Genomic DNA, 18546 nt, shown 5'->3' with positions numbered 1-18546 from the left:
GAGGTACACCCGCATGCCCCCCACCCCCGCTCATGTCATCCCGGCTGCCGCCACCCGCGACCCGCGACGGGGGCTGACGTCCCTCGTCGCGCTCGTCGTCGTGCTGCTCGGCCTCGGTGCCGTGTCAGCCCCACCGAGTGCGGCGCGGCCCGACGCCTCCGGCTCCCCTCGTGCCAAGGCCGACGAGATCAGCCTGTTCCCCGAGCGCGCCCCACGTCGGGTGACCAAGGACCGCGACCGCCGACCGGTCGAGGTCGGCACCCGGTTCCAGTCCTCGACCGCTGGCTCCGTGACGGGCGTGCAGGTCTACAAGATCGCCGATGCCAAGGGCGCGACGCCTCGTCGAGCCAGCCTGTGGAGCCCTCGCGGCACCCGACTGGCCAAGGCACGCATCACGCCGCTCGAGGGCCGCGGATGGGTGTCGGTGCGCTTCGACGCACCCGTCACCATCCAGGCAGATCGGACCTACACCGTCTCGGTCTTCGCGCCCAGGGGTCGCCCTGCAGTGACGAAGCGAGGACTGCGCAAGGCGAAGACCTCAGGCTCACTCAGCACCGGCGGCAAGCACGTCGGCGTGTATCGCCACGGCAGCAAGCCGAAGGCGCCCACCCGCAGCCGGCACAAGTCGAACTACTGGGTCGACGTGACGTTCGCCCCGGGCGAGCAGACGGAGCTGCCGCCTCCTCCTCCGCCGCCGCCGTCCGAGGACGCCTTCCCCACCCAGGCCACCACCGGGGTTCCCGTCGGCTGGACCCCGGCGCGGGTCGTCAACGGGACCTACCGGATCAGCACGCCGGGCGCAGTGGTGGAGGACCTCCAGGTCAACGGCAGCATCGAGGTCGCTGCACCGAACGTGACCCTGCGTCGGGTCGAGGTCGTCGGTGGCAGCATCGACAACTTCGCGGGCCCGACCTGCCAGCCGGGCCTGCTGGTGGAGAACAGCACGATCCGCAAGGGCGGAGCCACCAGCGCGTCCGACTCGCCCGCGCTCCAGGCCGGCGGGTACACCGCGCGCGGGGTGCAGATCGACGGACTCGCGGAGGGTTTCCGCGTCGGCGGCCGGACCTCGGGGTGCGGGCCGGTGACCATCGAGGGATCGTGGGCGAGGGTCGTGCGACCAGACACCTGCGGTGACTGGCACGGTGACGGGATCCAGGGTTACGGCGGTCCGGCCCTCACCGTTCGCCGCACCACCCTCATCCTCGAGGAAGACGGATGTGGGGGAACGGCCCCCTTCTTCTATCCGCTCGGCCAGGACAACACCAGCGTCGACATCGACGGGCTGCTCGTCAGCGGAGGCGGGTACCCGTTCCGACTGGGAACTCCCGGCACGGTCAAGAACCTGGCGGTCCTCGACAACAGCTGGCACTACGGTCCGATCAACGTCAAGTGCTCGGTCCTCACCTCCTGGCAGGCAAGCGTCGTCACCGTCGCGGACAACGGTGTCGCGACTCCGGTCCGTCCACTGCCGTGCACGATGGAGCAGGGCCAGTGAAGCGGTTCTCCACGGCCGTCTGCAGCGCGGCCGCCGTCCTGGTGCTCGGTGCTCCGGCGACCGCCGCGGCCCCGGCGCAGCACGCTCCCGGCGCAACGACGAGGAACGCGAGCGACGTCACCGTGGTGCGCGCACGGGCACAGGCGTCGTTCCCCACCGCACGAGACACCGGTGTCCCCCGTGGGTGGGCACCGCGCCGCGAGATCCAGGGCGACCACGTGGTGCGTCGGGCCGGAGCCGTCGTGCAGGACCTGCGCATCTACGGGAACCTGGTGATCGCGGCCCCCGACGTCACGGTCAAGCGCGTGGACGTCGTCGGCGGCCGCATCGACAACTGGGCGGGCTCGACGTGCCAGTCGCGTCTGGACGTGCGTCGTACGACGATCCGCAACGCCCCCGGCCAGCGCACGTCGGGCGACGAGCCCGCGCTCAACGCCGGCGGCTACCGGGCGCATCGAGTCCGCATCGACGGGCTCCCCGAAGGGTTCCGCGTCGGCGGCAAGGACGAGTGCGGTCCGGTCCGGATCATCCGGTCCTACGCCACCGTGGTCGCTCCCGAGGAGTGCGGCGACTGGCACGGCGACGCGCTGCAAGGATACGGCGGCGGGGCCCTGAAGGTCCGGATGAGCCGCCTCGAGCTCGTCGAGGGCGAGGACTGCGCGGGCACGGCGGCGTTCTTCTACCCCAGCGGTCAAGGCAACACGGCCGTCGACATCGACGGTCTGTTGGTCGAGGGCGGGGGTTACCCGTTCCGCCTCGGTACGCCGGGCCGGGTCCACAACCTGAAGGTGGTCCGGCAGGGCGACTACTACGGTCCGATCGACGTCAAGTGCTCGGCCCTCACGGCGTGGGAGGCCCACGTCGTGAGGCTCGACGGCGCCGGTCAGCCGGTCCACCTGCGCCGACAGCGGTGCAACACCGAGCGCGGTTCCTAGTCCGGTCGCCCGGGCGGTCGGTGCGTGACCTAGTCGCGCACCACGGTGGGCGACCACGCCTGCTCGATGAGCAGCTGCGGCTCGGCATCGGCCGTCGTGTCGACCGACCAGACGTCGGTTACGCCCGCGTCGTCTGCGCGGGGCATGCCGTAGAGCAGCGTGTCGTCGTCGAGCCACTCGACCTGGTCGTCGAGCCCGCGCGGTCCCTTCGCCAACAGGGTGCGCTCACCCGTGGCCAGGTCGAGGACCGCGATCTGCCAGACGATCCTGCGACTGGGGTCGACGTCGACCTTGAAGGCCACCTTCGAGCCGTCGGGCGACAGGGACGGGCACTCCGCGTGCTCCGAGACCGAGGTCAGCGTGCGCGCGGCGAGGTCACCCTCGACCAGCCACGTCGTGCCGCCGGTCCCGACTGTCGCGTAGAAGGTCCGGTCGTCGACGAAGGTCACGCCCCAGATGTTGCGATCGACGGGGTTGACCGCCTCGCCGTCGATGACCAGCTGGAACTTCTCGAGGTTGCCCCACCGCTTGCCTCCGCCGAACTCGTGCACCTCGGTCGCCGTCGAGAAGCCGGTGGACATGTAGGAGTGCCCGCTCACGAAGACCGTGGTCGCCACGAGCGAGCCGTCAGGAGACAGGCGCGTCCGGCTCGGGATCCCGGGCAGGCCCGAGGTGTCGACGGGCTCCCAGTCGGGTCCGAGCTCGTCGGCCTCGTACGTCGTCGCGATGCCCGTGTCGGTGACCAGGCACGACGCACCGGTGCTCCGGGCCGCGACCCGGTCGCACGAGACGCCGGTGAAGGCGCGCGGCCCGCCGGGGTCGTCGAGCGGCACCATGGCGACGACGCCGTACTCGTTGTCGAGGCCGGTGTGCCGGAACACGATCCGGGGACCGTCCTCGATCGCCGCGACCGGCGCCTGCGGCGCCGCGGGATCGGCGGCCCGCTCGGCGCGGACCTCGGTGCCCTCCCGCAGGACGTAGACCCCGGCGGAGACGACCAGGACCACCACGATCGCCACGAAGGAGACGACGCGCGCGCGAGTGCTCACGAGCGCATCACGGCGTGACCTCGGCCCCGTCGAGGCGGGAGATGCGGGTGGCCGCGACGAGCACGGCCACGACCAGCAGCGCGGCGACGGTGCCCATCGCGGCCGCGGGACCGAGGAGGAACCAGAGCAGGCCGAAGCCTGCGGAGGCGAGCATCCGGGCGACCGCGACGACGGTCTGGGCGGCCGCGATGCCGCTGGTGCGGGCCTGGACCGGCACGAGCCGCCCGGCGATCGCCGCGATCACACCGTCGGTCGCGGCGTAGAAGGTGCCGAGCAGGAGCAGGGTGCCCGCCGTGGCCGCGGCGGTCGAGGTGGGCAGGACCGAGCAGAGGTAGGCGCCCACCAGGGCGAGGTGGCCCACCACAAGGATGCGGGCGCGGCCGATCCGGTCGGCGAGCTGGCCGATCGGCACCGCGAGCAGCAGGTAGGCGAGGTTGGTGCCGACGTAGAACAGCGGGAACCACGACACGTTGACGCCACCGTGGTCGAGCAGCGCGAGGTAGATGAAGCCGTCGCCGACCGTGAGCAGGCCGAGCACGCCGGAGATCACGAGCAGGGGACGCAGCCGGCGGTCGGTGAGGTCGCGCCAGCGGAAGGGCGGCGGGGTCGGGCCCGCCTGTGGGGATCGGTCACGCCGGGACCGCACGTCGGGACCGAGGAGTCCGAGGAGCGCGACACCGGCCAGGGCGAAGGCGAGCGAGACGACCAGGACGACCGAGTAGCCGTCGGGCACCAGCAGGAGCAGGCCGAACGCGATCAGGGGACCGAGCGCTGCCCCGATCGTGTCGAGCATCCTGTGCACGCCGAAGGCGCGGCCGAGGTGCTCGCTGGGCGTCGCGGTGCTGATCATCGCGTCGCGCGGTGCGGTGCGGATCCCCTTGCCGATGCGGTCGGCGGTCACGACCGCGGCGATGCCGGCGGCGCCGGTCGCGAAGAGCAGGAACACCCGGGCGATCGCGGAGAGCCCGTAGCCCAGGAAGGCGACCCACTTGGGCCGGTCGGAGGCGTCGGACAGCCAACCGCCACCGAGGCGGACCAGGGCGCTGACTCCCTGGTAGAGGCCGTCGATGAGGCCGTACGCCACGGGGGAGAGCCCGACGACGACGGTGAGGTAGAGCGGCAGGATCGCCGAGACGGACTCCGAGGAGACGTCGGTGAGGAGCGAGACCAGGCCGAGGAGGATGACGACGCGACCGACGGGTGGGCGCGCGGTGGTCCCCGAGGCCGACGGCTCCTGGTCGGAGCCGGGCCGATCACGAACGGTGATGTACATGCGGCTCACGCGCTCCCGGTGTGCAGGGAGGCGTGCACGGAGTACGTCGTCCGGGAGCCGTCCTCGGTCGCGGTGACGGTGATCGTGCTGCGCCCCCGTCGGAAGGCAGCTGCGACCGATCCCGGGGTGGTGGGCGGGGTGGCGATCTCGCCCAGCCCGCTCCGGGCGAGGCGACTGCGGTAGGCGAGGAGGAGGTCGTCGGGTGAGAGCGCGGTCGTCGCGACGAGCCCCACCTGCAGCCGGCTGCCCGACGGCGAGATGCTGCTCGAGGTCACCCGGCTGGCCCGCGAGGGCCGGAGGAGCGTCGGGAAGTCGGACACGAGCCGACCGGTCGCGCTCGCGGCCCGGGGCAGGGGAGCGGAGACCAGCGGCGCCTTGCTGGTCGTGCCGAGGAGCTCGGACAGGCTGGTGACCGTCTGCTCGGGGGCCTCCGGCATCTCGAGGCCGTTGCCGCCGTCGTCCTGTGCGTTGCCGTTGCCGGGCGAGGTGTCGCCCGGCGAGGTGTCGGTGCTGGCCGTGCCGCTCGGGTCGGCACCGGTGGTGGACCCCGTGCCGGGGGTCGCCGACGCGCTGTCGGGCTCGTCCGTCGGACTGCTCGTGCGGGTGCCGTTCCCGGCGCCGCTCGCACCGTCGCTCGACGGGTCCGCAGGCGCAGAAGCGCCGCCGGTCGTCGTCCGACCGGCAGCGTCAGGGGGTGTCGGGTCGTTGCTGCACCCGGCAAGGACCAGGCTCGCGGCTGCCCCCAACAGCGCGAGCCTCAGGATCCCCGCCTTCGCGGGCTTGTTCGTCATGGTGTGCCGCCCCCACGGCCGGTGTGCCAGTTGGTCTGCAGTTGTCTTCGGTGGTTCCCCGGAGTGCTTTCCGGGAAGCGTGGTGGAGCTGTTCGGGAGTTGCGGGGTGCTGCTCAGTAGGCGCCGCGGTGGCCGAGGACGGCCCGGACGGTGCGGGCGAGGATGGCGAGGTCGAGGCGCAGCGACCAGTTGTCGACGTACCTCAGGTCCAGCCGCACCGACTGGGCCCAGGTCAGGTCCGAGCGCCCGGAGACCTGCCACAGGCCGGTGACACCGGGCTTGACGACCAGGCGCCGCCGCGGGTCCACGTCGTAGCGGGCGACCTCGCTGGGGAGCGCCGGCCGCGGGCCGACCAGGGACATGTCGCCGCGCACGACGTTCCACAGCTGCGGGAGCTCGTCGAGGGAGTAGCGGCGCAGCTTCGCGCCGAGCCGGGTGATCCGCGGGTCGAGCTTGATCTTGAACAGGATGCCGTCGCCCTCGTTGTGCGCGACGAGCCCGGACTTCTCGTCCTCTGCCTCGACCCCCATCGAGCGCAGCTTGAGCATCGTGAACGGCACGCCGTCGCGGCCGATCCGCTGCTGCCGGAACAGCGCCGGCCCGGGCGTCTCACGACGGATCGCCACGCACAGGACGGCGAGCAGCGGCAGGGCGAGGACGAAGGCGACCAGTGCGACCGACCGCTCGATGACGTCCTTCAGCAGCCGACGAGGACCGTCCAGGACCGGGTGCGTGACGTGCAGGACGTCGAGCCCGGCCGAGGAGACCACGCGGGTGCGCTGCGGCTCCACGTCGAGGAGACCGGTGCCGAGGTAGAGCTCGGTGCCCACGCCTTCCAGCGACCAGTGCAGCCGGCGAACCTCGGCCGGCTCGAGGCGTGCGCCCGGGAGCACGACGAGGGCGTCCGCACGGTGGTGGTGCGCCACGGCAGGTGAGCCCTCGAAGCCGACGTAGGTGGGCAGCTCGCCCATCGGCTCCTTCGACGTCCGGGTGAGGCAGGCGGCGACGACCTCGTGGCCCATGTCCGGCGAGAGCGCGGCGAGCGCGTCGCGGACGTCGCGGGGGCGGCCGGCGAGCACGAGGCGCAACCCGCGACGACGTACGCCGACGAGTGCGGGCACGGCGCTGGCCACGGCGAGCGCGCCCAGGAGCGCCGCGAGACCGATCAGGTGGGTGGTCATCATCCCGGTCGACACGGCCAGGGCGACGATCGCGGCCCGACCACCCGTGCGGAGGACGAGCCCGGGTCGCGCCAGTCGACCCTGCCCCAGCGAGGGCGGGGCGTAGCGTCCGGCGACGAGCAGGAGCAGCGGCCAGCCGGCTGCCGCCACGCAGGCGAGGGCCAGCGGGACGAGCTCCATGATGACCGCGGTGCCGCTGAGTGCGAGCGCGAGTGCGAGGTCGATCGCCACGAAGGGCCAGGTCGGTCGTGCGGGCGACGGCAGCGGAGTGAACGGGACCGCCGCGACGGGTGCGGCCTCGACCGGCGGCACCAGCGGCGGTGCGGGCGGGAGGAGCGGCGCCGAGTGCCGGGCTCCTCGTGGGTGCGGGACCGGCGTCCGCAGCAGTGTGCTGTCGGGCGCGATCACCTCGGCCATTCCCCTGGCCACGACCTGCGTCATGCTTCTCGACCCCCCGTTCGAGGCACCGCCCAAGGTGCCCCGTTGCTGACCTGTCGCGAGCCTAGGAACAGCGACGGGAACGGGCATGCCGCAAATGAGCGAAAGTCGTGCAGGGCGGGGAGATACCCAGTCAGAGGGATGGGCACCGACCAGGGCCGGACCTACGCTCGGAGGAGTGCACCATCGCTGGTTCGCCACGCAAGGCCAGTCCAGCACTGGCCGCCGTGCTTGGTGGCCGCTTGCGTGACGAGAACCCCCACGACTCGTCACTCGGACCTACGCGGACCAGCAGCGACGGTCGAGGTTCCCCCGCCTCGGCCGTCGTGCCGCGCCCGCAACCGCCGGACGCGTTGCCCCCGCGGGATCGGCGCGATCACGTGTGCGGGGCCGGCACCGGCACCACCTGGGCGTCGCGGCGCGGGTGCGGCAGGCTCGGCGGGGTGCCGAAGAAGCAGTCGTGCCACTCCTCGAGGGCCAGGAGCGTCCACAGCCGGACATCGACGTCGGCGGACCCGTCGCCGCGCTCGTGCCGCTCGACCAGGTGGTCCACCATGGAGGGGTTCAGGGTCTGACCCACCCACGAGCCGCGGCCGGACAGCCGCTCGCGCACCGTGTCGCTCAGACCGGCGCGCAGCCAGGCGCCCAGATGCGGTCGCGGCGCCTGGCGCCGGGGGTCGATGACGTCGTCGGGCAGCAGCCCACGTGCGACCTCGCGGAGCACCCACTGCGTCGAGCCCGCCCGGAGCTTGACCGAGGTCGGCAGCCGCAGCGCCAGCTCGACGAGGCGATGGTCCAGGAGTGCGGGGCGGACCTCCAGCGAGGCGGCCTTCGACATCCGGTCGGCGCGCTCGAGGAGGTGGTCGGGCAGGTCGTGGCCCAGGTCGTGGCGCAGCATCCGGTCCACCGGGTCGCTGCCCAGCGTGGGTGCCGTACGCCGCTCGGCCGGGGCCGAGGCCCCGAGCAGGCGCGCGCGCTCGGCGGTGGAGAACGCCGCGCCGAGGCGACGCTCGACGGTGGGGGCCAGTCGGCTGCGCATCGGCGCCGGCAGGACGTGGGATCGCTCGGCGAGACGGGCGTAGCGGTAGCGGGCGTGACCGCCGAACAGCGCGTCGCCACCGAGGCCGGTGAGCACCACGCCGACGTGCTCGCGCGCGGTGCGTGCGAGGCCGAACGCCGCCACGTCGACGAGGTCGGAGATGGGCGCGTCGCGATGCCAGGTGAGGCGGGCCCAGAGGTCCCCCAGCTCGTCGGGGTGCACCTGCACCTCGTGGTGGCGCGTCCCGAGCAGGCCACTGACCCGTCGTGCGGGCGACAGCTCGTCGTCGGCGTGCTCTCCCAGGCCGACCGAGAAGGTGTGCACGGCGTCGTCGCCGCGCAGCTGCCGCATCTGGGCCACGACCAGGCTGCTGCCCAGGTCGCCGGGCAGGTGGGCGCCCACCGACACGTCGGCCACCAGCGCCGAGCGCACCGCCTCGCGGACGCCGTCGCCGACAGCCTCGATGGCGTCGGCCGGGGTCCACGCGCCGTCGGCGTCGCACTCCGGTGGCGTCCACCACTGCGTCTCCTCGACGTGGCCGCCGGGCATCACCGAGACGCGGTGTGCCGGCCGGACCTTCTTCACGCCCTCGAACAGGGTGTCCGGAGCGGGCACCGCGCGGGTGGCGAGATAGGCGTCGAGGCTGCGGTGGTCGACCCGAGGGGCCGGGCCGGAGGTCAGCAGTGCCTTCACCTCCGAGGCGAAGGCCATGCCCCCGGGGACGTGGCGGTAGTGGAGCGGCATGATCCCGAGCCGGTCGCGGACCAGGTGGGTGGTGCCGGTGCGCAGGTCATGGGCGACGAACGCGAACTGGCCCTGCATCCGTTCGACGAAGCTGATGCCCTCGAGGGCGAGCCCCGCCACGACGACCTCCGTGTCGCCGCCGGTGCGGAACGGGTAGTCGAGGTGGCCGCGCAGGCTCGCGTGGTTCAGGACCTCGCCGTCGAGCACGAGCACCCAGCGTCCGTCCGCGGAGTGCATCGGCTGTCGCGGGTGCTCGCTGTCGAGGATGGCGAGGCGGGTGTGGGTGAGGCCGACGTCGGGGCCGACCCAGCTCCCCGACCCGTCCGGGCCGCGGTGGCGCAGCCGGTCGGCCATGTCCCGCAGCGTGCCCGCTGCGACCTCGCCGCCGTCGAAGACGCGGATCCCCCCGATGCCACCCATCAGCAGACCCCGTCCTGTCGTCTCGTCGTCATACGCCGACCTTCCAGCCGACCTGGTTGGCCATGCCGACCGCGGCGAGCTGCGAGGAGACCTCCAGCTTGCCGAGGATGGACTTGACCTGCGTGCGCACGGTCGCCTCGGAGACCACGCTCTCCTGGGAGATCGCGCGCACGGTCCGGCCTTCGATCAGGGAGCCGAGCACCTGCCGCTCGCGTGGCGTGAGCAGGTCGAGCCGGCGCCGGATGTCGTCGTTGACCTGCCGGTCGCGGGCCCACACCTCGAGCAGCGACTCCAGCTCCTCACGGGTGACGACCGGCAGCCCCTGGTGCAGGCGGCGCACCGTGGAGAGGGCTTGCTGGAGCGCCCCGGTCTTGGGAAGCACCTTGCGAGCGCCCATCCGCATGCACGCACCCCAGCGACCCATGTCCTCCGACGCGGTCAGCACCACCACGTTGGCGTTGGCGCGTGCGAGTGGGGTGATGAGGTTCATGCCGTCGCCGAAGCGGCCGAGGTCGAGGTCGAGGAGCACCGTGCGCGCGTTGGCCCGCAGCGCCAGCGACCGCACCGTGGCCATCGATCCTCCCTCGCTGGGGAGCTCCAGGCGGCGTACGTCGTATCCCTCCAGGGAGAGGGCGAGCTCGAGCGACTCCGCGAACAGCATGTGGTCGTCGATGATGAGGACGCGGTGGTCAGCCCGCGCGGTGCCCTGCGACATGGTCGACCTCCCCTCGCGTGCGGTTCTCCGCGGACTGCCGGGTCGCCGGCAGCGAGATCACGAACGACGAGCCCGCGCCGCCCGGCGGCTCGGCGAGGCGGAGGGACCCGCCCTCCTGCGCGACCAGGCGCTGCGCGAGGTTGAGGCCGATGCCCTCACCCGGCGAATCCGCGCCCCGGTCGCCCCAGCCGAAGATGCGCTCGCGCTCGTGCTCGGGGATGCCGCGCCCCTCGTCGGTGACCGTGATGTCCACCGTGTCGTCGCGACGGACGACCTCGACCCGACTGGTGTCCGTGCCGCCGTGGGTGGCGGCGTTGTCCACGAGGATGTTGACGACCTCGGCGAGCGAGTCGTACCTCGCGGTGACCTGGGCCCCGCTGGTCTGCAGCTCGACCTTGCGGCCCTTGAGGTGCTGGAGGTCCACCATCAGTCCGAGCGCCTCGTCGAGGTCGAGGTCGGTCGGTGGCTCCTCCTCGCCCGAGAGCAGCCGCACCATGCGATCGAGCTCGCGGCGGACCGAGCCGAGCAGGCGCTGGCGGGTCTCGAGCGGCAGGTCGGAGCTGTCGAGGAGCGAGGAGCCCTGGACCAGGCCGGCGAGGGTGCTGCGCAGCTCGTGCATCCGCTCGCGGCGGTCGCGCTCGGTGGCCTGGACGGCGAACTCGATCTCTTCCTCGATCTCCGCGCGACGACGGGTGTCGGTGCGCTCGGCGCCCTGTTGGATGCCGCTCCAGGCGGCTCCGAGCCAGGCGGCGCCCACGGCGGCGAGGCCGAGAGATGCCAGCACGTCCCAGATGCTGCCCTGCAGGTGGCCGACCATCACCCCGAGTCCGGCGGCGACCACCAGGACGGTCGCGACGACGAGGCCGGCGGTGGCCGGTGACAGCACCCGTTGCCGCACGACCAGTGCCGCTGCGGTGGCGTGCGTGCCGACCAGCACCCCGACCAGCACCAGCATCGGGGGTGCGACGGGCGTGGCCACCGGCACCAGGAGCAGCAGGTGCCCCGCTGCCATGAGACCGAGGCCCAGGCCGATGCCGAACAGGTCGTCGGCCACGTGGCGCTCCTCGCGCAGGCTGCGCAGCGCTCCCAGCAGGCACCCGAGACCCGCCACGCCGACGGTCAGCAGCACGACGAAGTCGGTCGCCATCCGCGGCGGCGGGTGCGCGACGGCCGGCAGGGCGACGAGCAGTGCCTGCAGCGCGACCAGGGCGCCGACGGCGAACAGCCAGCCGGACGACCGCGAACGGTGCCGGCGCCAGCTGGCGACGGCGGTGAAGCCGGCACCCGCCACGAACAGGCCGCTGACCAGGCCGTCGGAGACCGAGCCGGTCGAGGTGCCTGATGCCGACGGGGGCAGCATGCCGCCCCAGCCGGTCCACACCAGGACCATGAATGACAAGACACCCACGGCCCGCGCCCCCACGCGCTGGTGCAGTCCCTCGTTGCGATGCGCTGATTCGCGCATGGAAATCCCCCCACAGGATGATGGATCGAACAAGCCGAGAACTGAATGGTCGTGCCGGGCTCCGGTGCAGCTGGTGGAGCTCGTGGTGGGGGGCAGGGACGAGTCTGCGTGGCCTACCCACAATGCGGCAAACGTGGTCTAAGCCGCTTTCCGACAGGCCATCATCAGTATGGGTCAAGCGACTCTCAAGGCCACCGCAAGGACGGCGTCGGGGCACGCTCGGCGACGCTCGTGGCGCGGTTCTCGAGACCTGCGAGGAGAATGTTGGCCTTCCCCAATTCTGTGCACGTTGCGCGAGGGGTCGACGCCGACACTCCCTCGGCCTGGACGCTTGGACGCAGGGTCCGTCGAGCAGCGCTGAGGGAGGTGTGATGGGCGATCAGCAGCCTGCCTGGGTCGTGTCGCCGCACCTCCTGGTCGCCCAGGCCGTGGCCGCGGCACTCACGTCCGTCGGCACTCCCGCCGAGGCGCGCACCTGGGAGTCCGCGGTGCGTGACCGCGAGGCCGACGATGCCGACCCCGGCCGCCAGCGCCACCTCGTCGCGATCCTCGACGGCGTCGAGACCGACGAGGTGGTCGACCAGGTCACCCGGCTCGTCCAGTTCGGTGACGTGCGCGTGGTCGTGGTGACCACGGAGGACGGGGCGGTCCAGTGGGGCGGGCTCCTGGAGAGCGACGCGGTCGACGTCGTCACGGTGACCACGTCGGTCGTCCAGCTGGCCGAGGTGGTGGAGCGGCTGATCACGGGCGCCTCGTCGATGGCCCCGGAGGAACGTCTCGAGCTGCAGGCCTCCTGGTCGCGGGCGCTGGCCCGTCGTCGAGAGCTCGCGGCCGTGATGGCCACCCTCTCACCGCAGCAACGACGGGTGCTCGAGCTCCTCGCCGCGGGGCAGCGGGTCAGCGAGGTCGGTGCCGTGATGGGTGTCGCCCAGGGCACCGTGCGCAGCCACGTCAAGGCACTGCGGGCCAAGCTCGGTGCGAGGAACCAGCTGGAGGCCGTCGCCATGTACCACCAGGTCTCCTCGCCTCCCGACGGCGGCGGGCTGGTGCCGCGACCCAGGAGGTCGAGCGACGGCAGCGACGTGAGGGAGCGTCGCTAGGCTGCGCGCATGATCGATCCCACCACGCTCGACGACCACGCCTTCGCCGTCTGGGCGGCCGAACGGGCCGGTGCCGTGCTGCTCGACGTACGCGCCGGTGCCGAGGCCGACGGGCTGGAGGGCAAGGCGCTCAAGGACGCCGGCGACGCGGCCGCCCAGGCCGAGCTCGACCGGATCCTCACCGAGCACCGCCCCGGCGACTCGGTGCTCTCCGAGGAGGCCGCCGACGACAAGTCGCGGCTGCGCGCGAGCCGGGTCTGGATCATCGACCCCCTCGACGGCACCCGGGAGTTCTCCGAGCCGCCACGGGACGACTGGGCGGTGCACGTCGCACTCTGGCAGGACGGCGACCTGGTCGCCGGCGCCGTCGCGCAGCCCGCGCTCGGCGAGACCTTCAGCACCGGCCGGCCCAGCGTCGTGCCCCCGCGCACCTCCGAGCGCCCCCGCATCGCGGTGTCCCGCAGCCGCCCGCCGGCCTTCGTCGAGGCGCTCGCCGCCGAGCTCGACGCCGAGCTCGTGCCGATGGGCAGCGCGGGTGTGAAGGTGATGAGCGTGGTCCGCGACGTCGCCGACGCCTACGTCCACGCCGGCGGCCAGTACCAGTGGGACAACGCAGCCCCGGTCGCCGTCGCCCGCGCCGCCGGCCTGCACTGCAGCCGTGTCGACGGATCGCCGATCGTCTACAACGAGGACGACACGTCGCTTCCCGACCTCATCGTCTGCCGACCCGAGCTGGCCGAGCAGATCGTGGACTTCGTGCGCCGCCACGGCACCGCGTGAGCACCGTCGTGGGCCTCAGTGGACGAGCTTGAGGCCCACGATGCAGCCGACGAGGCCGGCGAGCAGCAGCGCCTTGACCAGCGAGAACGCCTCCGCGCCAGTCACCATCGCGACCACCACCGTCAAGACGGCGCCGATCCCCACCCAGACGGCGTACGACGTGCCGACCGGCAGCGTGCGCATCGCGTAGCCCAGTCCGCCCATGCTCAGCGCCAGGGCGACGACGAACGTGGCCGTGGGGGCGAGGCGGGTGAGGCCGTCGGACCTGCTCAGGGCGGTGGCCCACACGGCCTCCAGCAATCCGGACAGGACGAGCACGAACCACGACATGGCCATCTCCTCGACGGCCGTCTTGTCGCGTTCCCGGTACGGCTCCCTCGTCGGGTCGCCCGGTGGTCGGGCGGGTCCGACCATATCCGGTTGCGGGTCGACGCACACCTTGCCAGCGTGGGTCCATGACCTCCTTCGTCTCCCACACGACCATCGACTGCCACGACGCCTACGCGCTCTCCGAGTGGTGGAAGGAGCTGCTCGGCTACGTCGACATCGAGGACGACCCCAACGAGCCGGGGCACGAGGAGTGCGAGATCCGCGACCCCGACACCGGCCACCGCCTGCTCTTCCTCCAAGTGCCCGACGCCGACCTGCCGGCGAAGCGGATCCACTTCGACCTGCGCCCCCGTGCGGGGAGCCGCGACGAGGAGATCGAGCGCGTGCGTGGCCTGGGCGCGACCGAGGTCGCCGATCATCGCGGGCAGTACGGACCCGGTACCGGATGGGTCGTCTTCGCCGACCCGGAGGGCAACCAGCTCTGCATCCTGCGCTCGCAGGCGGAGGTGGACGCCGGCCCCACCCCGCCTGAGCAGGGCTGACCCCCTCCGAGGTCAGTTGGCCAGGTCGTAGGCCGCGCAGCCGATCATCTCCATGCTCACCGTGAGCCGGTCCATGCTGATGTTGCGCGCGATGGTGTCCTCGGGGGAGTGGTACGGCGGCTCGAGCAGCGCCGGGGTCGCCTCTCCGCGCCAGGAGAAGTTCGCCGAGGCGATGCCGACCTCCTGGAAGGACTGGTGGTCGCTGGCGCCGCGCTCGGTCACGGGGGAGATCCGCGGCTCGTAGCCCAGCCGCGAGGCAGCCGCCTGGATGCGGTCGGTCGTGGCGTTGCCCGTGCCGGAGAACGACAGCAGCCAGTAGCGGCTGGCGGGGCTCCAGCTGGTGCCGACCATGTCGTTCTGGAAGACCCCGCGGACCCGGTCGCGCTGCGCCTGCGGGAGCTGCGCGACGTGGTGGCGCGAGCCGATGAGGCCCTGCTCCTCCGAGCCCCACAGTGCCAGCCGGATCGTGGCGTCGGCCTTCGGCATCGTCTTCAGCACCCGCGCCAGCTCGAGGGTCAGCACCGTGCCCGAGCCGTCGTCGTTGGCCCCGGGCGCGCCGATCACGGAGTCGTAGTGGCCGGAGATGTAGACGACCGAGCCGTTCGGGCCCTGCCGGCCCGGGGTGTCGGCGAACACGTTGTTGCTGGTGAGGCCGCGGTGCGACGTGGTGGCGATGGTGAGCCGCAGTGGCCGGACCGAGAGGTCCTCGCGCAGCAGTCGCTTCTGCACCTGTGCGACGCCGAGCACCGGGATGGTCGCGACGGCGGCCCAGGGAGGGGGCGTCGACCCGGTCGTGGGGACCAGTCGGGGCGAGGCCGCCGAGGCGCGGCGGGGGAACTCCAGGTCTGCCGGCAGCAGCACGACGGCGGCCGCACCACGGGCCTGCGCGTCGAGGACGAAGGCCGCCCGCTGGTTGACGCGGGCCACCGGGTCGGTTCCCTGCACGTCGTCGGCGAGCAGCACGGCGCCCGTGACGGCCGCGGGATCCTCGGGCCACACCGGCGCGGCCGCTCCCTTCACGTCGACCACGCGACCGGTGACGCTGGCGTCCAGACCGGCGTCGGGCGAGGCGCCGGCCTGCCAGCAGACGTCGTCGTCGAGCTGCCCGTCCGGGTCGCCGATGTCGGCGAGGAACTTGTCGGCCACCGCGAACGGCTCGAGGCGTACGTCGCTGCACCCGGCCTTGCGGAAGGAGGTCAGGGCGAACTCCGCGGCTGCCTTCTCCGACGCGGTGCCGCCGATGCGGGGGCCGATCTGCTCGGAGAGCACGCGGAGGTCGGCGAGCGCCCGCGCGGGCCGGATCTTGCGCACGACCTGGTTGTCGCGCGGGCGCAGGGCGGGCGCGCGGACGGCACCCGGTCGGGTGGCACCGGCGGCCCAGGCGGGCTGGCCGGCAGCGACGAGGGCGACGCCTCCGGCGGCCCCGCCGATGAGCCCGCGACGGCTGAGAGCGCCCCGTGCGGCCCGGTCGGGAGAGCGGTCGTCAGAGGGGTGGACGGTGGTCTGGTCTGTTCCCGAGATGTGGTTCATGGCATCCGAACCTATGTCGGGCGCGACGCGCGGTCATCCGACCTTGGGACCACTCAGGGCAGTCGCTACGGATGTCGCTCGACGTAGGTCTGCACCGGCACCGGCGCCGTCCGGGCGTAGCCCTCGGGCAGCCACACGCTCCCGATCCGGGTCAGGTAGTAGACCTGCCGGGCGAGGTAGCCGCGGAGCTGGCGTGGGTCTCTCCGCATGGTCTCGGCGTGGTGCGTGACGGCGCGGACGTAGGCCCAGGAGTTGTTGTAGCGCCAGAGCGCGGCTGCCTTGTCGCGGGCGAAGCCGTTGGCACGCAGCAACCGTCCCGCGGCCAGGATCGCGTCGTGCGCGTCATCGATGTCCCCGCCCGCACCGTAGATGTCCCAGGTCGTGGGGATGAACTGCATCGGCCCCTGGGCGCCGGCCACCGAGGTGCCACGGATCCGGCCGAACGCGGTCTCGACCAGGTTGATCGCGGCGAGGTACTCCCAGTCGACGCCGAAGCGACGCTGTGCCCCCCGATAGCTGCGCATCAGGGTGCGCTCGGACGCGGGGGCGACGATGCGCCACGCCGGAAGCTCGGCGGCGAGGTCGGCGTCGGCGCTCGGGTGCATCGAGCGGAACTCGCGTCGCGCCGCCACGTTGGCCCGCAACCACCGCCGGTCGGCGGGGCGGAGCCGGTCGAGCACACGCGGCAACCACGAACGGCGTACGGCGACCTCGCGGACCGCGAGCTGGGCGGTGTGACCGGCCGCGGTGAGCAGGCCGGCCTCGGGCTGCTCGGAGCGGATCACCCGCTGGGCGGCCTCCACCATCGCAGCCGCGTCTGCGGGTGAGCCCGGGCGGCGCGGCGTGCCGGCGAGGGCGGGCTCGAGCTCGGGAGGGACGTCGTCGGGCGCGGCCGTCCGGGACACGACCACGTCGGCCGGGCGAGGATCCTCACCGGGGTCCGATGCCGGCCGGGACGCCCCCGTGCACGCGGTCGTGGCCACCAGGACGGCGGCGATCAGCGTGGTCCGGGTCATGCCCCACTGTCACATGCCGCGCCGTCAGGCGCCGACGCCTGCACGGGTGGCGGAGCGGTGGAAGACCTCGGTCTTCCAGACGTAGCCGTTGCCGCGGAAGCGGGAGTCGCCGCGCACGGACACCTTCCAGTACCAGGTGCCGTCCCGGGCCGGCAGTCGGGTGCGATAGCTCCCTGTCCTGGTGGTCTTGATGGTCCGGAACGGCTTGAAGCCGCGCTTGCGCGACTTGCTGGCCCGGATGGTGATCTTCTTCTTGCCGAACTCCGGGGCCACCGTGCCCTTGAGCACGAAGCCGCTCGTGGGGTGGGTGATGGTGCGGGCCACGCCGATGACGAAGGTGTCGGACTCGCTGGGGGAGTAGGTGTCCTCGGTCGAGCTCGAGCCCGTGGGGGTGTAGCCGGCGTAGGCGACCTTGTACGTCGTGTTGAGCGCCGGAGTCACGCCCAGGAAGTCTCCGCCCGTCGAGGTGGCCGTCGCGACCGGCACCCACGTGCGGCCACCGGCCGGCAGGGCGAGCAGCGTGGTGACGCCCTTGGTCGGGGTGGTGCCGCTCGCGCTGTCGAGGTCGACGTCGATGTCGAAGGTGGAGCCGTACTCGACCACGGTCGCGCTCGGCGCGGCGATCGTGAAGGTCTCCACGGTCGCCGCGGCCCGGGAAGGCGGAGCGAGGGCGATCGGCGTGAGGCCGAGGAGCGCGACGGTCGTCAGGTTCGCGGCGAGGCGCCTGGTGGTGCTCACGTCCGGGTCCTCTCTGAGGGGGTGATGGCGGCACTGTGTCAGACGTACGACGACGGCGCACCGCTCAAAGTTGTGAGCGATGCGCCGTCGCGCGTGGAACAGCAGGTCGGGTGGTCAGCCCAGGGTGACCCGCGGCGATGCCGAGCGGTAGCTGATCGTCGAGCCCTCAGCGACCGTGTCGATGTACTTCGCGTTGCCCTTGACGATGAACCGGAAGAAGGTGCGCTTCTTCGAGGCCGGCAGCGTGGTCTGGAACGCGCTCTTCTTGTTGGTCTTCAGCGTGCGGAACTTCTTCCACTTCTTGCCGACCTTCTTCTGGATCACGATCTTCTTCTTCGCGTACTTGGGCTTGACCTTGCCCTTGATGAAGGTGCCGCGCGGGTTCTTGATGACGAGCTTGCGCGCGACGCCCACGGTGAACGGCGCGGACTCCGCCACCGCGTAGTTGTTCTGGTAGGTCGAGGTGGCGGTGTAGCCGCTGTAGACGACCTTGTAGGTGGTGTTGGTCTTCGGCTTGACGTCGAAGAACGAGCTCGAGGCCGAGGTGCCGGTGGCGACCGGGGCGTACTCGGCGGCGCCGGGTGCGAGCGCGTAGAGGGTCGAGGTGCCGTTGTAGACGCTGGAGCCGTCGGCGGTGTCGGTCACGGTGACGCTGACGCTGAAGTCGTCACCGAGGGTGAGCGCCGGCGCACTGGGCGTCGCCACGACCGCGGCGGTGCGGTTCTCGGTGGCGTGGCTGGGTGCGGCGATGGCGATCGGCGCGAGGCCGAGCAGGCCGGCACTGACGGTGCCGGCGACGAGACGGTTGATACGCATGTGTCCCCGTGTTCCTCTCAGGTGAACTTCTCTGGGTGGTCCCGCTGCCCACGCAACGGGTGCTGAGGTGAGTGATACCCGTGTGACGCCCGGTGCAAACACCCCCGCTTCCGGGTAGTGGTGGACGCACTCGGCGCGCCGCTGTCGGG

At 72.4% G+C, this 18546-nt stretch carries 17 protein-coding genes and 1 riboswitch; of the genes, 5 read left to right on the top strand and 12 right to left on the bottom strand.

Features of this window, described 5'->3' with window-relative positions; translation table 11 throughout:
• Positions 1-13: 13 nt before the first annotated feature.
• Positions 14-1495, top strand: a complete 1482-nt coding sequence (locus IEZ25_RS11415) for a DUF4082 domain-containing protein (protein ID WP_191199543.1) — start codon at positions 14-16, stop codon at positions 1493-1495.
• Positions 1492-2430 carry a hypothetical protein gene (locus tag IEZ25_RS11410; protein ID WP_191199542.1) on the top strand — a complete coding sequence of 313 codons (939 nt, stop codon included), beginning with the start codon at positions 1492-1494 and terminating at the stop codon, positions 2428-2430. The genes IEZ25_RS11415 and IEZ25_RS11410 overlap by 4 nt, the downstream gene beginning before the upstream one ends.
• A 29-nt stretch (positions 2431-2459) precedes the next feature.
• Here the strand turns inward: IEZ25_RS11410 and IEZ25_RS11405 are convergent, their stop codons facing one another.
• The 7 genes from IEZ25_RS11405 to IEZ25_RS11375 all read right to left on the bottom strand — a co-directional run bounded on the left by IEZ25_RS11405 (position 2460) and on the right by IEZ25_RS11375 (position 11545).
• Positions 2460-3479 carry a TolB-like translocation protein gene (locus IEZ25_RS11405; RefSeq protein WP_191199541.1) on the bottom strand — a complete coding sequence of 340 codons (1020 nt, stop codon included), beginning with the start codon at positions 3477-3479 and terminating at the stop codon, positions 2460-2462.
• 7 nt (positions 3480-3486) lie between these two features.
• Complete coding sequence (locus IEZ25_RS11400; RefSeq protein WP_191199540.1) at positions 3487-4752, bottom strand: MFS transporter; 1266 nt, start codon at positions 4750-4752, stop codon at positions 3487-3489.
• 5 nt (positions 4753-4757) lie between these two features.
• On the bottom strand, positions 4758-5543 hold the full coding sequence (locus IEZ25_RS11395; protein WP_191199539.1) for a hypothetical protein: 786 nt from the start codon (positions 5541-5543) through the stop codon (positions 4758-4760).
• Between the two features lie 113 nt (positions 5544-5656).
• A complete protein-coding gene (locus tag IEZ25_RS11390) occupies positions 5657-7165 on the bottom strand; it encodes an exopolysaccharide biosynthesis polyprenyl glycosylphosphotransferase (protein WP_191199538.1) in 1509 nt (502 codons plus the stop codon).
• 373 nt (positions 7166-7538) lie between these two features.
• A complete protein-coding gene (gene asnB, locus IEZ25_RS11385; protein WP_224748850.1) occupies positions 7539-9365 on the bottom strand; it encodes an asparagine synthase (glutamine-hydrolyzing) in 1827 nt (608 codons plus the stop codon).
• A gap of 28 nt (positions 9366-9393) precedes the next feature.
• The gene (locus IEZ25_RS11380; protein ID WP_191199537.1) at positions 9394-10080 is read right to left on the bottom strand and encodes a response regulator transcription factor; all 687 of its coding nucleotides are present in this window, start codon (positions 10078-10080) and stop codon (positions 9394-9396) included.
• Positions 10055-11545, bottom strand: coding sequence for a sensor histidine kinase (locus IEZ25_RS11375; RefSeq protein ID WP_191199536.1), 1491 nt, complete (start codon positions 11543-11545; stop codon positions 10055-10057). Before IEZ25_RS11375 ends, IEZ25_RS11380 begins: the two co-directional genes overlap by 26 nt.
• A 371-nt stretch (positions 11546-11916) precedes the next feature.
• Here IEZ25_RS11375 and IEZ25_RS11370 point away from each other — a divergent pair, with 371 nt between their 5' ends.
• Positions 11917-12645 (top strand): helix-turn-helix transcriptional regulator, encoded by a 729-nt coding sequence (locus IEZ25_RS11370; RefSeq protein ID WP_191199535.1) that lies wholly within the window; start codon positions 11917-11919, stop codon positions 12643-12645.
• 9 nt (positions 12646-12654) lie between these two features.
• Entirely contained in the window at positions 12655-13425 is a 771-nt protein-coding gene (locus tag IEZ25_RS11365; RefSeq protein ID WP_191199534.1) for a 3'(2'),5'-bisphosphate nucleotidase CysQ, read from the top strand.
• Between the two features lie 15 nt (positions 13426-13440).
• Here IEZ25_RS11365 and IEZ25_RS11360 read toward each other — a convergent pair whose 3' ends face one another.
• On the bottom strand, positions 13441-13755 hold the full coding sequence (locus IEZ25_RS11360; protein ID WP_191199533.1) for a DMT family transporter: 315 nt from the start codon (positions 13753-13755) through the stop codon (positions 13441-13443).
• 12 nt (positions 13756-13767) lie between these two features.
• A riboswitch (guanidine-III (ykkC-III) riboswitch) is annotated at positions 13768-13832 on the bottom strand.
• Between the two features lie 48 nt (positions 13833-13880).
• Here IEZ25_RS11360 and IEZ25_RS11355 point away from each other — a divergent pair.
• A complete protein-coding gene (locus IEZ25_RS11355) occupies positions 13881-14297 on the top strand; it encodes a VOC family protein (protein ID WP_191199532.1) in 417 nt (138 codons plus the stop codon).
• 12 nt (positions 14298-14309) lie between these two features.
• Here the strand turns inward: IEZ25_RS11355 and IEZ25_RS11350 are convergent, their stop codons facing one another.
• From IEZ25_RS11350 to IEZ25_RS11335, 4 genes are all read right to left on the bottom strand, one after another.
• Positions 14310-15827, bottom strand: coding sequence for a M20/M25/M40 family metallo-hydrolase (locus tag IEZ25_RS11350; RefSeq protein ID WP_191199531.1), 1518 nt, complete (start codon positions 15825-15827; stop codon positions 14310-14312).
• A gap of 65 nt (positions 15828-15892) precedes the next feature.
• Positions 15893-16843 (bottom strand): lytic transglycosylase domain-containing protein, encoded by a 951-nt coding sequence (locus IEZ25_RS11345; protein WP_191199530.1) that lies wholly within the window; start codon positions 16841-16843, stop codon positions 15893-15895.
• Positions 16844-16867: 24 nt separating this feature from the next.
• Positions 16868-17581: a hypothetical protein gene (locus tag IEZ25_RS11340; RefSeq protein ID WP_191199529.1), complete on the bottom strand. Its 714-nt coding sequence runs from the start codon at positions 17579-17581 to the stop codon at positions 16868-16870.
• Between the two features lie 114 nt (positions 17582-17695).
• Entirely contained in the window at positions 17696-18397 is a 702-nt protein-coding gene (locus tag IEZ25_RS11335) for a hypothetical protein (RefSeq protein WP_191199528.1), read from the bottom strand.
• Positions 18398-18546 lie beyond the last annotated feature (149 nt).

The organism is Nocardioides hwasunensis, assembly GCF_014779665.1.
Taxonomy (GTDB): Bacteria; Actinomycetota; Actinomycetes; order Propionibacteriales; family Nocardioidaceae; genus Nocardioides; species Nocardioides hwasunensis.
The sequence above is the reverse complement of the archived record's forward strand: the minus strand, read 5'-3'. Positions and strand labels throughout refer to the sequence as shown.

Coding starts and splice junctions, on each gene's coding strand:
- IEZ25_RS11415 (WP_191199543.1), top strand. CDS start 14: ATGCCCCCCACCCCCGCTCATGTCATCCCGGCTGCCGCCACCCGCGAC.
- IEZ25_RS11400 (WP_191199540.1), bottom strand. CDS start 4,752: ATGTACATCACCGTTCGTGATCGGCCCGGCTCCGACCAGGAGCCGTCG.
- IEZ25_RS11395 (WP_191199539.1), bottom strand. CDS start 5,543: ATGACGAACAAGCCCGCGAAGGCGGGGATCCTGAGGCTCGCGCTGTTG.
- IEZ25_RS11390 (WP_191199538.1), bottom strand. CDS start 7,165: ATGACGCAGGTCGTGGCCAGGGGAATGGCCGAGGTGATCGCGCCCGAC.
- asnB (WP_224748850.1), bottom strand. CDS start 9,365: ATGGGTGGCATCGGGGGGATCCGCGTCTTCGACGGCGGCGAGGTCGCA.
- IEZ25_RS11380 (WP_191199537.1), bottom strand. CDS start 10,080: ATGTCGCAGGGCACCGCGCGGGCTGACCACCGCGTCCTCATCATCGAC.
- IEZ25_RS11375 (WP_191199536.1), bottom strand. CDS start 11,545: ATGCGCGAATCAGCGCATCGCAACGAGGGACTGCACCAGCGCGTGGGG.
- IEZ25_RS11370 (WP_191199535.1), top strand. CDS start 11,917: ATGGGCGATCAGCAGCCTGCCTGGGTCGTGTCGCCGCACCTCCTGGTC.
- IEZ25_RS11365 (WP_191199534.1), top strand. CDS start 12,655: ATGATCGATCCCACCACGCTCGACGACCACGCCTTCGCCGTCTGGGCG.
- IEZ25_RS11360 (WP_191199533.1), bottom strand. CDS start 13,755: ATGTCGTGGTTCGTGCTCGTCCTGTCCGGATTGCTGGAGGCCGTGTGG.
- IEZ25_RS11355 (WP_191199532.1), top strand. CDS start 13,881: ATGACCTCCTTCGTCTCCCACACGACCATCGACTGCCACGACGCCTAC.
- IEZ25_RS11350 (WP_191199531.1), bottom strand. CDS start 15,827: ATGAACCACATCTCGGGAACAGACCAGACCACCGTCCACCCCTCTGAC.
- IEZ25_RS11345 (WP_191199530.1), bottom strand. CDS start 16,843: ATGACCCGGACCACGCTGATCGCCGCCGTCCTGGTGGCCACGACCGCG.
- IEZ25_RS11335 (WP_191199528.1), bottom strand. CDS start 18,397: ATGCGTATCAACCGTCTCGTCGCCGGCACCGTCAGTGCCGGCCTGCTC.